13 protein-coding genes and 1 tRNA gene are annotated in these 14,461 nt (G+C 65.3%); 3 read left to right on the forward strand and 11 right to left on the reverse strand.

Annotated features, from left to right (window positions below):
* From G3T36_RS00375 to G3T36_RS00395, 5 genes are all read right to left on the reverse strand, one after another.
* Entirely contained in the window at positions 1-840 is an 840-nt protein-coding gene (locus G3T36_RS00375) for a carbohydrate ABC transporter permease (protein WP_163287462.1), read from the reverse strand.
* The gene (locus G3T36_RS00380) at positions 840-1,691 is read right to left on the reverse strand and encodes a carbohydrate ABC transporter permease (RefSeq protein WP_338031503.1); all 852 of its coding nucleotides are present in this window, start codon (positions 1,689-1,691) and stop codon (positions 840-842) included. The genes G3T36_RS00375 and G3T36_RS00380 overlap by 1 nt, the downstream gene beginning before the upstream one ends.
* Before the next feature lie 121 nt (positions 1,692-1,812).
* Positions 1,813-3,129, reverse strand: coding sequence for an ABC transporter substrate-binding protein (locus G3T36_RS00385; protein WP_240148210.1), 1,317 nt, complete (start codon positions 3,127-3,129; stop codon positions 1,813-1,815).
* A 604-nt stretch (positions 3,130-3,733) separates the two neighbouring features.
* Positions 3,734-3,806, reverse strand: a tRNA-Thr gene (locus G3T36_RS00390).
* A gap of 59 nt (positions 3,807-3,865) precedes the next feature.
* Complete coding sequence (locus G3T36_RS00395) at positions 3,866-4,771, reverse strand: DsbA family protein (protein WP_163287465.1); 906 nt, start codon at positions 4,769-4,771, stop codon at positions 3,866-3,868.
* A 253-nt stretch (positions 4,772-5,024) separates the two neighbouring features.
* Here G3T36_RS00395 and G3T36_RS00400 point away from each other — a divergent pair, with 253 nt between their 5' ends.
* Positions 5,025-6,119 (forward strand): ABC transporter ATP-binding protein, encoded by a 1,095-nt coding sequence (locus tag G3T36_RS00400; protein WP_163287466.1) that lies wholly within the window; start codon positions 5,025-5,027, stop codon positions 6,117-6,119.
* 98 nt (positions 6,120-6,217) lie between these two features.
* A complete protein-coding gene (locus tag G3T36_RS00405) occupies positions 6,218-7,519 on the forward strand; it encodes a DUF4032 domain-containing protein (protein ID WP_163287467.1) in 1,302 nt (433 codons plus the stop codon).
* A 6-nt stretch (positions 7,520-7,525) separates the two neighbouring features.
* On the opposite strand, the gene rlmB is transcribed toward G3T36_RS00405, so the two are convergent.
* The 4 genes from rlmB to G3T36_RS00425 form a co-directional block, all read right to left on the reverse strand.
* Positions 7,526-8,548, reverse strand: a complete 1,023-nt coding sequence (rlmB, locus tag G3T36_RS00410) for a 23S rRNA (guanosine(2251)-2'-O)-methyltransferase RlmB (protein ID WP_163287468.1) — start codon at positions 8,546-8,548, stop codon at positions 7,526-7,528.
* Positions 8,545-9,978: a cysteine--tRNA ligase gene (gene cysS / locus G3T36_RS00415; RefSeq protein ID WP_163287469.1), complete on the reverse strand. Its 1,434-nt coding sequence runs from the start codon at positions 9,976-9,978 to the stop codon at positions 8,545-8,547. The genes rlmB and cysS overlap by 4 nt, the downstream gene beginning before the upstream one ends.
* Positions 9,979-10,047: 69 nt before the next feature.
* Positions 10,048-11,223, reverse strand: a complete 1,176-nt coding sequence (gene ispD, locus G3T36_RS00420; RefSeq protein WP_163287470.1) for a 2-C-methyl-D-erythritol 4-phosphate cytidylyltransferase — start codon at positions 11,221-11,223, stop codon at positions 10,048-10,050.
* Between the two features lie 137 nt (positions 11,224-11,360).
* A complete protein-coding gene (locus G3T36_RS00425; protein WP_163287471.1) occupies positions 11,361-11,843 on the reverse strand; it encodes a CarD family transcriptional regulator in 483 nt (160 codons plus the stop codon).
* Positions 11,844-12,004: 161 nt separating this feature from the next.
* Between G3T36_RS00425 and G3T36_RS00430 the strand changes: the two genes are divergently transcribed.
* A complete protein-coding gene (locus G3T36_RS00430; protein WP_163287472.1) occupies positions 12,005-12,523 on the forward strand; it encodes a hypothetical protein in 519 nt (172 codons plus the stop codon).
* 17 nt (positions 12,524-12,540) lie between these two features.
* Here the strand turns inward: G3T36_RS00430 and G3T36_RS00435 are convergent, their stop codons facing one another.
* Complete coding sequence (locus G3T36_RS00435) at positions 12,541-13,224, reverse strand: winged helix-turn-helix domain-containing protein (protein ID WP_163287473.1); 684 nt, start codon at positions 13,222-13,224, stop codon at positions 12,541-12,543.
* Entirely contained in the window at positions 13,221-14,381 is a 1,161-nt protein-coding gene (locus G3T36_RS00440; RefSeq protein ID WP_163287474.1) for a sensor histidine kinase, read from the reverse strand. Before G3T36_RS00440 ends, G3T36_RS00435 begins: the two co-directional genes overlap by 4 nt.
* Positions 14,382-14,461 lie beyond the last annotated feature (80 nt).

The raw sequence follows: 14,461 nt of genomic DNA on the forward strand, positions 1-14,461 counted from the left end.
TCAGCCCTTGACCGCGCCGAGCGTGAGACCGGCGACGATGTGCCGCTGCAGGACGATGGCCAGGATGATGACCGGGACAGAGTAGAGAACGGCAAGGGAGGTCATGTTTCCCCAGTCGAGGCCGAACTGGCTTTGGAAGTTGGCGATCTGCAGCGGAGTGGTGACCGCGCGTACAGAGGTGAGCAGTAGCGCGAAGATGAAGTCGTTCCAGGACGCCAGAAAGGCGAAGATCGCGGTCACGGCCACTCCGCCTCGAGCGACGGGGAGGACGACCCGCCACAGGGAGCCCAGGCGAGAGCATCCGTCTACGCGCGCCGCTTCGTCGAGTTCGTCCGGGACGGCCTCGAAGAAGCTCGCCATGAGCCAGATGGAGAGGGGAAGCGAGACTGTCGTCTGGGCGATGGCGAGTGCAAGAGACGTGTCGGACAGCCCGATGGTGTGGAACATCGTGATGAGCGGCGCACCGACGATGATGGCGGGCACCATCCTCATGACCAGTGCGAGGAGGATGAAGATGCGTCCGGGCCTGGTCCGGTACCGGGTCACCGCATACGCGGCCGGCACCGCCAGGACCAGCGACAGGATGGTGCTCATCGCCGCCGTCTGGAGGCTGTTGACGAACGACTGCGGCACACCTTGGGTGCTCAGAACGGTGATGTAGTTCTGGATCGTCCAGATCGAAGGCAGGATCTGCGGGGGGATGGCGTTCGTTTCGATGGGCGTCTTGAACGACGTGAAGAGCATGTAGACGAAGGGGAACGCGTACAGAATGACCAGAACGGTCAGACAGATCCACAGGATGCTGCGCGTCCCGGCGCGTCGGGTCTCGAGTCCGTTCATCAGCTTTCACTCCCTGGACGCCAGATCGTAACGACGGCGACGATGGCGATCACCATCATTGCGATCAGGTAGATGGTCCCCATCGCACTGGCCAGTCCCGGGTTTCCGTTCGCGATCTGGGTGTTGTACACGAGCAGCGACAGGACATTGGTCGAATTCTGCGGGCCGCCATTGGTCTGGACGACGATCACGTCGAAGGCTCGCGCGGCATCGACGCCGCGCACGATGAGTGCGACGGCGATCACCGGGCGCAGCTGCGGAAGAATGATCCTGCCCAGCAGGGTGGGATAGCGTGCGCCGTCGAGTCGTGCAGCTTCGATGATGTCGCCCGGCACATTCTGCAGGCCGGCGAACAGGACGAGCGTGATGAACGACGTCGTCAGCCAGACATCGGGCAGCGCCACGGAGAACAGTGCGATGTTCGGATCGCTGAGCCATTGGATCTGGTTCGGCGAGGAGATGATGTGCGCCTCGTAGAGCAGTTGGTTGACGATGCCGGAGTTGTCGATGAGGAGGAATCGCCACAGCAGGCCCGCAACGATCGGAGCAATCATGAGCGGATACAGGAAGATCGTGCGGAAGACCCGTGACCGATTCCCCAGCCCGGAGAGGAGAAGGGCGACAGTCAGTCCGAGTACGAATTCGAGCGTCACCACGATGAGCGTGTACGCGATGGTGCGCAGAGCCGAGTTGCCGAAGTCGGCGGAGGTGAGCGCTTGAACATAGTTCCTGAGGCCCACGAACGTGTGCGGACTTCCGGCGATCGGGTTGTATTTGAAGAAGCTGTTGTAGACGAACTGGACCAGAGGCCACGCGACAAAAGCCGCGAGGAAGGCTGCGGCCGGCAGCATGAGAAAAAGCGCGAAGCGACTGTCCGTCAGCCGGAAGCGTCGCCGGTCTCGCCTCGTGACGGTTCGGGGGCCGCGAGCGGCCGGTGTGGTGACCGGCCGCTCACGTGTTGTGGTGGTCATGCTACTGCTGGACAATCTGGTCGATTTGATCAGCCGCCGACTTGAGCAGTTTGGCATTGTCCGCGCCGGGTTGCAGCGACTTCTGAATCATCGGCACAAGAACATTGTTGACGATGTTCTGCCAGTTCGAGTTCGCGGGACGAGTGATCGTCGCCGGTGCGGAGAGCGTGGTGACCATCGGGGTGTATGCCTCGTAGCCTGGCTTGTTCGCGTACTGCTTCAGCGCCGAGATACGGGCCACGAGTCCAAGGGACGTATTGGCGCTCAGCGCGTTGTGGTCGTAAGCGAACTTGACGAAAGCCGTCGATGCCGACTGGTGGGGGGCTTCCTTCGGAATGCTCAGATAGAACGGACCGGGCACACCGGCGATTCCCGCTGGTCCCGCGATCATCGGCGCGACACCGGTCTTGCCATAGACCGGCGAGCTTGTAGGAATCTGTCGGAAGGCGTGCGCCCAGAAGAGCATCATTGCGGACTTACCCTGGTTGTAGAGGTTCTGCGCCGCGTTCCAGTCGACGGCTGCTGCCCCCGAAGGACCGTATTTGGCCAGGCTCGTGTAGTAGTCCAGAGCTTTAAGACTCTCAGCGTCTCCGAGGGTCGACTTCGTCCCTTTGGAGTTCAGGACCATGTTCTTCTCGCCTGCTTGCGACAGAGCGGCAAGGTACTGCGTCTCCACAGCGCCGGGCAGTGGGGCTCCGTACATTCCGCTCTTTGTGAAGAAGGCGGCAACGTCGCTGTACTGCTGCCAGCTCGTCGGCGGCTTGAGGTCGTAGCCGTACTTCGCCTTGAATGCCGCCTGGTTAGCCGGGTCCTTGAAGAGGTCGGTGCGGTAGTACAGGATCTCCGAGTTGGCGAACGCGGGCATTCCGACATAGTTGTTGCCGACCTTCGCCTCCTGAAGCACCGACGGGAAGTTGTCCGATTTCACCGCGGACGTGTACAGGCTGTTCAGAGGCTGAAGGCCCGCGGCAAAGGCAGGCAGCCAGATGGCGTCGAGAGCGGCAACATCGAAGGAAATACTTCCGGTCGACAATTCGCTGTTCACGCGGTTGTAGAGGCCGTTGTAGGGCAACTCCACGAAGGTGACTTTCACCCCCGTGTCCTTCGTATAAAGGTCGGCGATGGGCTGTAGCTCGGCATGCCCACCTGCCTCGACGAGAACGGTAATGGCCTTGACTGGGGTCGAGTTGTTTGAGGTGGCGCTGGTGCATCCACTCAGCGCTACGAGCGCGGCCGTCGCCGCTGCTGCGATCGCGACCAAGCGCTTGTGCGGGATGCGCACGCGACGGGGGTTCGTCGATTGTGTGCGAAGCATCATCACTCCGATTTCATTTTCAGGGCGTGGGGTAAGCCACGCGGATTAGCTTAGTGACTGCAGAAACGTTTTGGCAAAACGTCTTGGCATGAAGATAAGCCGCCCATCTCAACGAATGCAACTGCCAAAACGTGCCAAAGTGCCAAAACTTGCCAAACCTCGACCGCGCAGTTTCCAGCGGCGCGGGCTCGGCGAAGAGCATGCGACGAGCCCGCGAGATTCGATCGCTCGGTGGAGGGCGCCTTAGAGATTGATCCGGGACCGTCAGAATGCAGAAGACCGCGGATCACCAGAGCCGGCCACGGGACTCGAACCCGACAACGCATCGCGTTGTCAACAAGGCAGCTTCGAGCCCCGGGGTTGGCTCTCAAGGGGCGGATTCGGCGGCGTGTACGGCGAATCCGGCCGCGCGCCGCAGGAGCGGCGGCGCGCAAGACAAGCACAGAGCCGGCCACGGGACTCGAACCCGACAACGCATCGCGTTGTCAACAAGGCAGCTTCGAGCCCCGGGGTTGGCTCTCACAAGAGCCGGCCACGGGACTCGAACCCGGCAACGCATCGCGTTGTCAACAAGGCAGCTTCGAGCCCCGGGGTTGGCTCTCACAAGAGCCGGCCACGGGACTCGAACCCGTAACCCCCGCTTTACAAGAGCGGTGCGCTACCAATTGCGCCAGGCCGGCGTGAGTCGGGGATCCCCGTCTCGACTGTCAATACTAGAGGGATCGACCGCCCCGCGACGTCACTTGGACGGTGACGGGCTCGGCGTCGCGGTCGAATACGCTTCGCCCTGCGCCTGGAGCACGAAGGCCTTGAAGTCGTCGGCGCTGGTCAGCGACCCGGTGTACTGCTTGCCGTTGACGATCACGAGCGGCGTGCCGGTGAGCTTGCTGACGTTCGAGTTCGGGATGGGCCCGGCAAGCGTACGGTCTGTCGCGTTCGCCACCCACGTCTTGTAGGTGCCGTCGTCGATGCAGCTGTTGATCTTGTCGACGTTCTTGGCGCCGGCGGCACTCACGTAGCCCTTGATCTGCGCATCCGTCAGGCCTGGGCCGCCCTCCTGGGGCTGATTGTCGAACAGCAGCCGGTGGAACGCCCAGAACTGGTCGCCCGAGTAGTTCGCCACGCAGGCTGCCGCGTTGGCGGCGCGCAGAGAGTACTTGGTTCCCGCGGAATGGCTGGTGAGGATAGCGATCGGATGCACTTCAACGGTCGCAGCACCGGATTTCGCCCACTCGCCGAGCTGGTCGCCGTTGGTCTTCTCGAACTGGCCGCAGAACGGGCAGAGATAGTCGATGTACATGCGGATGCTCACCACACTGCCCGACGGATCGGGTGTGGTGGCGATCGGGGACGCGTCGGCGGCGAGCGATTCGGTCGGCACGACCTTCAGACCCGTTCCGATCACGACGCCGTCGCTGGCCATGTTCGCAGGCCCCGGAACGGGTGGGCGGATGGCGCTGACGATGATCAGGACGACCACGGCCGCAATCGCAAGGACCCCGACGATGATGCCGCTCTGGAGGAAGACCTTGTTGCGCCGGTCGCGCTTCTTCTGCTCGACACGCAGCTGGCGGGCCTTCTCCCTGGCCGCCTCGCGTCGGTCATTCCTCGAGGGACGGCTGTCGATCGGTCCACCGTGGGTCATTGATTTTCACTCCGGGGGTATGAAATGCGGAGCACAGTTCATGCAAACGCAAGGGAGATAGTAGTTCGGCAGTCTGGGAAACGACCAAACGGAGCCTGAGCCTGAGCGGTGCGCCTCGTGGGAACGGGGGTGAACAGCGGCGTCGCCGATGACATACTATGGGTCGTGGTCGCTGTCACCCAGATGGGGCAGCACCATATCCATTCACTACGGATCGTCCGGCACGTACCTGCCGGTGAAGGAGCAATTCAACATGGCGTCAGTAACGTATGACAAGGCAACCCGTCTCTATCCGGGTTCCACCCGCCCCGCGGTCGATGAGCTCGACCTCCAGATCGCCGATGGGGAGTTCCTCGTCCTCGTCGGTCCCTCCGGCTGTGGAAAGTCCACTTCCCTGCGCATGCTCGCCGGCCTCGAAGAGGTCAACGACGGCAACATCTTCATCGGTGAGCGCAATGTGACGGATGTTCCGCCGAAGGATCGCGACATCGCGATGGTCTTCCAGAACTACGCTCTCTACCCGCACATGACTGTCGCCGAGAACATGGGCTTCGCCCTGAAGATCGCCGGTGTCAACAAGGATGAGCGCGCCGCGCGTGTCCTCGAAGCTGCGAAGCTGCTCGACCTGGAGCCTTACCTCGGCCGCAAGCCGAAGGCACTCTCCGGTGGTCAGCGCCAGCGCGTCGCCATGGGCCGTGCGATCGTGCGCAGCCCCCAGGTGTTCCTCATGGACGAGCCGCTGTCGAACCTTGATGCCAAGCTCCGCGTCCAGACCCGCACCCAGATCGCGTCGCTGACGCGTCGTCTCGGTGTCACGACCGTCTACGTCACGCACGACCAGACGGAGGCTCTGACCATGGGTGACCGCATCGCGGTTCTCAAGGACGGCGTCCTCCAGCAGGTCGGCACCCCGCGCGACCTGTACGCGCAGCCGAACAACGTGTTCGTCGCCGGCTTCATCGGAAGCCCGGCCATGAACCTGTTCTCGGCTGACGTGGTCGAGGGCGGCGTGAAGTTCGGCACGGCGGTCGTCCCGATCGAGCGCGACACCCTCGCGGGTGCCGGCACGGCGGTCACGATCGGTGTCCGTCCCGAAGACGTCGTGGTTTCGACCACGGAGAACTCGGGTCTGAAGGTCGCGGTCGACCTGGTCGAGGAGCTCGGAGCGGACGGCTACCTGTACGGCCACACCGAGATCGACGGCAAGCGCACCGACATCGTCGGTCGCGTCGACGGTCGCGTCCACCCCAACGCAGGCGATGTCGTCTACATCACGCCGAAGCCGGGCCACGTGCACTCCTTCAACGCGGAGTCGGGCGAGCGCCTCGGCGGGGCAGTCGTCGACTGATCCGTTCCATCCGTTTCACGCGCAGTGCCGCGGCTCCTTCAGGGGTCGCGGCACTGCGCATTTCCGGGCTTCCCAGCCTCGTTCGATAGGTTTCTTGCATGAGCGGCTCACTCAACATCACCGCGGCCACCGTGGATCCGGCACTCCTCGACCTTCCGTGGAACCTGCCGCTCGACGAGTGGTCGAATGAGCACATCGCGGTGCTCCCGAAAGGCATCTCGCGCCACCTCGTGCGGTTCGCGAACCTCTCCGGTTATGTCATCGCGATCAAGGAGACGTCGGCAGAGCTGGCGAAACGCGAATACGAGATGCTCCGCACCCTGCAGCGCCTCGACATTCCCTGTGTCGACCCGGTCGCTGTCATCAACAACCGCACCGATGACGAGGGCGACCCGTTGAAGGCTGTGCTGGTGACCCGGCACCTGAAGTTCTCGCTGCCATACCGCGCACTGTTCTCGCAGACGCTGCGCCCGGACACGGCCACGCGTCTCGTCGACGCGCTCGCGGTGCTGCTGGTGCGCCTCCACATCGTCGGGTTCTTCTGGGGCGACGTCTCGCTCTCGAACACACTCTTCCGCCGCGATGCGGGTGCGTTCGCCGCGTACCTCGTTGATGCGGAGACCGGCCAGCTCTACGACGGCGGCCTTTCGAACGGCCAGCGTGAGAACGACCTGGAGATCGCGCGGATCAACATCGCCGGCGAGCTGATGGATCTCGAGGCCGGCGGCCGCGTCGACGAGGAACTCGATCCGATCAAGGTGTCGAACGGTATCGTCGCCGCCTACCGGTCGCTCTGGAAGGAGCTCACGAGCAGCGAGTCGTTCGCCTCGTCGGAGCGGTGGCGCATCAGCCGGCGCGTCGATCGACTGAACGAGCTCGGCTTCGACATCGAGGAGCTGGCGATCAAGACGGACGAGAAGGGCACCACGGTGCGCATCCAGCCGAAGGTCGTGGATGCGGGCCACCACCAGCGCAGGCTGCTGCGGCTCACCGGCCTCGACGCGCAGGAGAACCAGGCGCGTCGTCTTCTGAACGACCTCGACTCCTACTCCGCAACTCTGGGCAAGGCAGGGCTCGATGAGGAGGCGATGGCGCACGAGTGGCTCATGCGCGTGTTCGAACCGATCGTCCGCGCGATTCCCGCAGACCTGAAGGGCAAGCTGGAGCCGGCCGAGGTGTTCCACCAGTTGCTCGAGCACCGCTGGTTCATGTCACAGGATGAAGGCCGCGACGTCCCTCTTGCAGAAGCGCTGAGCTCCTACATCAAAGACGTCCTGCGGCACCGTCGGGATGAAGCGACGGTGATCGGTCCTCCCACCGAGACCCTGAGCATCCCTGTCATGACCGGAGCGATCGGCACGATCACCGACGACGAAGACGACTGGCGCGCGAAAGTGTGAACCCGTCTACTTCTTCGCGCGGAGTTTCGAGATCTCGTAGAGGGTGACACTGGCAGCGATGCCGGCGTTGAGCGATTCGGTCGCGTCGCTGATCGGGATGGAGACGATGGCGTCGCACGTCTCGGTGACGAGTCGCGACAACCCTTTGCCTTCGCTTCCGACCACGATGACAACCGGACGATCGGCCAGTTCCAGGCCGGGTAGCGACACGTCTCCGCCACCGTCGAGGCCGAGAACGAAGACACCGCGGTCTTTCAACGCCTTGAGGGTCTGCGTGAGGTTGCTCGCCATGGCCACGGGAGTGCGGGCGGCCGCGCCGGCCGACGTCTTCCATGCCGCCGCCGTCATTCCGACGGACCGGCGCTGCGGCACGATGACCGCCTGCCCGCCGAAGGCCGCAGTGGAACGGATGATCGCACCGAGGTTGCGGGGATCGGTGATGCCGTCGAGCGCGACGAACAGCGGTTTCTGGCCACGGCTGATCGTGAGGTCGAGCAGCTCCATCGGGTGGGCGTACTCGTACGGCGGGACTTTGAGCGCCACGCCTTGGTGCACGGAGTCCCGGCCCGCGATGCGATCCAGTTCGGGGCGCATGATCTCGAGGATCGGGATGCCCCGCCCCGTTGCGATCGACAGGATCTCTTTCACCCGGTCGTCGACCTCGATCCGGGACGCGACGTAGAGCGTCGAGGTCGGGATCTTGGCGCGAAGAGCTTCGAGCACCGAGTTGCGGCCGGTCACGACCTCGCTCTCATCAGCCGCTTTGGGTCGCCGGGTCGCCGTGCGGGGAGCCGTCTCGGTGCGTCCGCCTCGCGTCTGCTGCCCAGGCTTGCCTCTGCCGCCGGCGGCCGCATAGCGCTCCTTCGCCGCCTTGGCCTTGCCCGCCGGGTGATAGGGGCGGTCCTCGGCCTTCGGGGTGGGACCTTTGCCTTCGAGCGCTTGGCGCCCCTGGCCGCCCGAGCCGACCTGGGGGCCGCGTCGTGCTTTGCGCACGGCCCCTGCGCGTGGCTTTCCGCCGCTGTTCTTCACTGTTCAACACTCCAATGCGCACCCGTCGGGGTGTCTTCGATGGTGATCCCGGCGCCGACGAGTTCGTCGCGGATCCGGTCGGCCGCAGCGAAATCGCGATTCGCGCGTGCGGCCTGGCGATCGTCGAGCAGTCGCTCGACGAGGGCGGACAATGCCGAGCGTGCGCCCGTGTCATCCGCAGCGTTCCATTCCGTTGCGAGCGGGTTGATGCCCAGCACGTTCGTCATCGCAAGCGCTTGCCCGCGTGCGATCGCCGCCGCCTCCAAGTCTTCCGCATCCAGTGCCGCGTTTCCTGAACGCACGGTATCGTGCAGCACGGCGAGGGCCTGCGGCACGGCGAGGTCGTCGTCCATCGCCTCGGTGAAGGCGGTCGGGACGACTTGAGCACCCGAACCCGCGAAGCGCGTTGCGGCCAGCCGGCGGTCGACGCGCTCGAAGAATCCGGCGATCCGGTCGAGGGCGGCCTCAGCCTCGGTCAACGACCCGTCGTGGAAGTCGAGCGTCGAGCGGTAGTGAGCGGCCCCGAGGTAGTACCGGATCACGAGCGGCCGCGCCTGCGCGAGGAGCTCGGATGCGTACACCGAGTTGCCGAGTGACTTGCTCATCTTCTGACCGTTGACGTGCACGAGACCGTTGTGCACCCAGTAGTTGGCGAATTCGTGCCCGGCCGCGGTCGACTGCGCCAGCTCGTTCTCGTGGTGCGGAAACCGCAGGTCGAGACCGCCGCCGTGGATGTCGAAGTGGCTGCCGAGGTAGCGCTCCGACATCGCGGAGCATTCGATGTGCCAGCCCGGGCGCCCGTCGCCCCACGGGCTGGGCCAGGAGGCCGACTCGGGCTCGTCTTCTTTGCGGCCCTTCCAGAGTGCGAAATCGCGGGCATCCCGCTTGGCGCGCGGATCGGCGTCGGTCGCGGCCTCCATGTTCTCGATGCTCTGGTGGGTGAGCTCGCCATAAGCCGGCCAGCTCTTCACGTCGAAGTAGACGTCACCGGATCCGTCGTCGGCGACATAGGCGTGGCCTGTCTCGATGAGGCGCGTTATGAGGTCCTGCATCTGCGGGATGCTCGCGGTCGCGCGCGGCTCGTAGGTGGGAGGCATCACCCCGAGCGCCGTGTAGCCCGCTGTGAACTCCAGCTCGAAGCGATAGGCGAGCGCCCACCACTGCTCGGAGCTGCCCTCGGCCTGCGCCGCCGACGAATTGATGAGGATCTTGTCGTCGATGTCGGTCACGTTGCGCACCAGCGTCACCTCGTAGCCCCTGTGCGTCAGCCAACGGCGCAGGATGTCGTAGACGAGCGCGGAGCGCAGGTGACCGATGTGCGGCGAGGACTGCACCGTCGGACCGCACACGTACATGCCGACCGCGCCATCCGTGATGGGCATGAAGTCGCGGAGCGCCTGGGCCCGGGTGTCGTAGAGTCGTACAGTCACGCGTCTAGCCTACGGGCAGGCCTCAGCCTGCGTTACGCCACCTCGGGATGTGTTGAAACAGACCGCGGGTCAGCCGTTGTGGAGGAGAAGTGCCGTCGCGATCACTGCGATGCCTTCACCCCGGCCCGCGAAGCCGAGTCCATCCGTCGTCGTGGCGCTGATCGAGACCGGTGCGCCGACGAACTCGCTCAACAGCGCCTCGGCCTCGTGTCGACGCGGCGCGAACTTCGGCCGGTTCCCGATAACCTGCACGGCCACGTTTCCGACAGTGAAGCCGGCGCTCTCGACGAGCCGTCTCGCCTCGCGGATGAACACGTCGCCGTGCGCACCGCTGAATCGCGGGTCGTCGGTGCCGAATGCGCCGCCGATGTCGCCGAGGCCCGCCGCGGACAGCAGGGCGTCCGTGATGGCGTGCGCCACCGCATCACCGTCGCTGTGCCCGGCGAGCCCGGACTCACCCGGCCAGTGGAGCCCGGCCAGCCACAGTTCTGCGCCGTCGTCGAACCCGTGCGTGTCCGTGCCGACCCCGATGCGCGGGCCGCCGTCGCGGCGTGAGACGAGTTCCTCGGCCCGTCGGAGGTCCCAGGGGGTGGTGATCTTGAACGCGAGCGGGTCACCCGGTACGACGCTGACGCGGTGCCCGGATGCGCTGACCAGCGCAGCGTCGTCCGTCGCCTGGTCCGCCGCTCGCGCATACGCGTCGAGAAGGTCGTCCTTCGGGAACCCCTGGGGTGTCTGCACGGCCGAGAGTGCTGAGCGGTCGACGGTCTCGACGATGTCGCCGTGCGCATCCACCCGCTTGACGGTGTCGCTCACCGGCAGGCCCGGAATCACGCCGTGACCCCGTGAATCGACCTCGGCGACGACGCGCTCGAAAAGCCCCGACGGGGTGAGCGAACGCGCGGCGTCGTGGACGAGGACGACCTCGACGGCCGGGTGAAGCATCCGGAGCCCGGCCTGAACCGACTGCTGGCGGGTCTCACCGCCGGCGACCACGGTCACGAAGGACGAGGCGACGCCGGCGACAGCTGTCGCGATCACGTCGGCGTCGTCGACCAGTTCTTCGGGGGCGACGACGATCACTTGGGCGGGCTCGCTCATTCCCAGGACGGAATGGAGGGCGCGGCCGAGCAGGGTGACCCCGCCGACCGGCACGAACGCCTTCGGGGTGGGGGCTCCGAGCCGCGTTCCGCTTCCAGCCGCGACGACGATCACGGCGATGCGCGGGTGGCTGGATTCGGTCATGCGATCGAGCGTACGCGATCAGGTCGCACGGACGAACAGGCACAAAGCGAACGTGACCGTTTCCGGGCGGCGCGACGGATTCCGTCGCGGTCGACCGGAACGGTCACGTTCGCGAAGCCTGGTTGCGCAGGCAGAGCCTAGGAGGCGAGAACCTCGTCGAGCAGGCTGGATGCCTTCTCGTCGTCGGTCTTCTCGGCCAGCGCGAGCTCGGAGATGAGGATCTGACGTGCCTTTGCAAGCATGCGCTTCTCCCCGGCGGAGAGGCCGCGGTCCTGATCGCGTCGCCACAGGTCGCGGACGACCTCGGAGACCTTGATCACGTCGCCGGAGGCGAGCTTCTCAAGGTTCGCCTTGTAACGGCGGGACCAGTTGGTGGGCTCCTCGGTGAACGGGGCGCGAAGCACCTCGAACACGCGGTCGAGGCCCTCTTTGCCGATCACATCCCGGACGCCGACGAGGTCGACATTTTCGGCCGGAACCTCGATGGTCAGGTCGCCCTGAGTCACATTGAGCTTGAGGTACAGCTTCTCTTCACCCTTAATGGTTCTCTTCTTGACTTCGGTGATTGTCGCGGCACCGTGGTGCGGGTATACGACGGTTTCGCCAACCTCGAAAAGCATAGATTGATGTCCCTTCAGCAACCTCTAGGATACCACAGAGACCCGGTGGTAAGGTTCGCCCTGACAGCCCCGGGGCCCCCTCCCCAATAGGCTAAACTCGAAGCGCATTCCGCCCATCGACGGCCTCTTTCTCGGCCACGCGGAACGACTTGGAGGGTCTTGTGAGAGCTCGCGTCGCGGCATCCGTCGTCTTGGCGATCGCGGTCATGTTCGGTACTGCAGGGTGCGGGTTCCTGGCGCCCCAGTCGACCACGAGGCACTACGACGCCAGCGATGGCGTGAGCGGAAACGTCGGCGACATCGCCGTCCGCAACGCGATGATCGTGACCGGCGACGGTACGACGGGCAATCTGGTCGTCACCCTCGTCAACAACGGTGCGGCGCCGCACCGCGTGATGATCGAGCGGGCCACCGGCTCGCAGGAGTCGACGTTCGTGACCGTCAGGGCCGGCGAGACGAAAGAGATCGGGGCGAAGGGCGACACGATCATCACCCTCAACGATCTCAACTCGATCCCGGGCAGCCTGTACCCGCTCTACTTCCAGTACGGCGCCCAGACCGGCTTGCCGCTGCGCGTGCCGGTTCTCGACGGCGCCCTCCCGGAATACGCGGACCTGACGCCCGACAACGTGGCGCCGCCGGCCGTCGCGAGCACCCCGACACCGACTCCGACTCCGTAGCAGGCGACCGGGCGCCCTCACGCGTTGAAGCGGTAGCCCAGCCCACGTACCGTCACGAGCATGGACGGATCCGACGGGTTGTCCTCGATGCGCGAACGGATGCGCTTGATGTGCACATCGAGCGTCTTGGTGTCGCCGAAGTAGTCGCTCCCCCACACCCGGTCGATCAGCTGGCCGCGCGTGAGCACGCGTCCCGCGTTGCGCAGCAGCAGTTCGAGCAGCTCGAATTCCTTCAGCGGCATAGGAATCTCGCTGCCCCCGACGGCCACGGTGTGCCGATCGACGTCCATGCGCACCGATCCCGCCTCGAGGATGCCCTCCTCCTCGAGTTCGTCGCTCTCCACGCGACGACGCAGCACTGCACGGATGCGCGCAAGCAGCTCCCGTGTCGAGTACGGCTTCGTCACATAGTCGTCAGCCCCGAGTTCGAGCCCCACCACGATGTCGACCTCCGAGTCCTTGGCGGTCAGCATGATGATCGGCACGGACGAGCGCACCCGGATCTCGCGGCAGACCTCCGTTCCCGGAATGCCCGGGAGCATCAGGTCGAGCAGGATGAGATCCGCACCGACCCGGTCGAACTCGGAGAGCGCGGTCGGGCCGTCTTCGGCAACGGTCACGTCGTAGCCTTCGCGCTTGAGCAGGAAGGCCAGCGGTTCGCTGAGCGCTGCTTCATCCTCGACGAGCAGGATGTGGGTCACGTGGTTTCTCCTATCGCGGGACGCACGGCGGCGTCGTGTGATGCCTCTGGCAGGCGGATGGTGAAGGTCGAACCGCGCCCGGGCTGTGACCAGACGCGGATGTCCCCTCCGTGATTCTGCACGGCGTGCTTGACGATCGCGAGGCCGAGCCCGGTTCCGCCCGTGTGGCGGGAGCGGGCCTGGTCGACCCGGAAGAAGCGCTCGAAGACGCGGTCGAGGTCGTCTTCGGGGATGCCCTCGCCCTGGTCGGTCACGGCGATCTCGACGACGCCGTCGACGATGCGGACACCGATGCCGACCCGTGATCCGGCGGGCGAATACTGGATGGCGTTGGAGACGAGATTGTGCACCGCGGTGACGAGCAGCGCCTCATCCCCGTAGACCTCTGCCCGTTTGTCCCCGCGCATCGCCAGCTCGATCCCCCGCGCCTCCGCTGCGACGCGGTTCTGGTCGACGGCGGAGGTGATGACCTGCTTGACGGAGACGATCTCTGCATCGGTCAGCGCATCCGCCGCCTGAAGCCGCGACAGCTCGATGATGTCCTGGGTGATCCGGGCCAGCCGCTGCGACTCCTCGGTCAGGCGGTGGGCGAATCGGCGCACCTGCTCCGGATCCTCGGATGCGCTGTCGAGCGCCTCCGCAAGAAGGCCGACAGCGCCGATCGGCGTCTTGAGTTCGTGGCTGATGTTTGCGACGAAGTCGCGCCGCACCTGCTCGAGGCGGAACGACTCGGTGCGGTCTTCGGCAAGGAGGAGGATGTAGCGGGAGCCGAGCCGCGCGACCCGCACGCTGAGGTGGATGTTGGCCTCACCGAACGGGCCGCGTGCGAGTTCGCATTCTTCCGTGATCGGCTCGCCGGTCCGCCTCACGCGGCCGACGAGGTCGACGAGATGCGGATGAACGAGCGCCTGGTTCCACACCAGACCGATCGACAGCGCGCCGGGCGACGCCTTGATGACATTGTTCGACGGGTCGAGGACGATAGCCGCCGATTCGAGTGCGTCGATGACCTGGTCGACACCGTCGGGGACGGCCGGGCTCGCGACGTCGGCGGCGTGGGCGCCGCGCCGTGCAGCCACATAGAGGATGGCCACGAATCCAGCGCCGACCACGAGGCCGAGTGCCAGAGACAGCAGCACCAACCAGGTGGAGTCCATACTTGCAAGAGTACTGAACCGTACGGGCGCCGACGCACGAGATCGGCGTGCGCGGAGCGGTACTTTAGACAGTGTTCAGG

This window comes from Leifsonia tongyongensis, assembly GCF_010686705.1.
GTDB classification, from domain to species: domain Bacteria; phylum Actinomycetota; class Actinomycetes; order Actinomycetales; family Microbacteriaceae; genus Diaminobutyricibacter; species Diaminobutyricibacter tongyongensis.

Coding starts and splice junctions, on each gene's coding strand:
- G3T36_RS00375 (WP_163287462.1), bottom strand. CDS start 840: ATGAACGGACTCGAGACCCGACGCGCCGGGACGCGCAGCATCCTGTGG.
- G3T36_RS00380 (WP_338031503.1), bottom strand. CDS start 1,691: ATGCTGCCGGCCGCAGCCTTCCTCGCGGCTTTTGTCGCGTGGCCTCTG.
- G3T36_RS00385 (WP_240148210.1), bottom strand. CDS start 3,129: ATGATGCTTCGCACACAATCGACGAACCCCCGTCGCGTGCGCATCCCG.
- G3T36_RS00395 (WP_163287465.1), bottom strand. CDS start 4,771: ATGACCCACGGTGGACCGATCGACAGCCGTCCCTCGAGGAATGACCGA.
- G3T36_RS00400 (WP_163287466.1), top strand. CDS start 5,025: ATGGCGTCAGTAACGTATGACAAGGCAACCCGTCTCTATCCGGGTTCC.
- G3T36_RS00405 (WP_163287467.1), top strand. CDS start 6,218: ATGAGCGGCTCACTCAACATCACCGCGGCCACCGTGGATCCGGCACTC.
- ispD (WP_163287470.1), bottom strand. CDS start 11,223: ATGACCGAATCCAGCCACCCGCGCATCGCCGTGATCGTCGTCGCGGCT.
- G3T36_RS00425 (WP_163287471.1), bottom strand. CDS start 11,843: ATGCTTTTCGAGGTTGGCGAAACCGTCGTATACCCGCACCACGGTGCC.
- G3T36_RS00440 (WP_163287474.1), bottom strand. CDS start 14,381: ATGGACTCCACCTGGTTGGTGCTGCTGTCTCTGGCACTCGGCCTCGTG.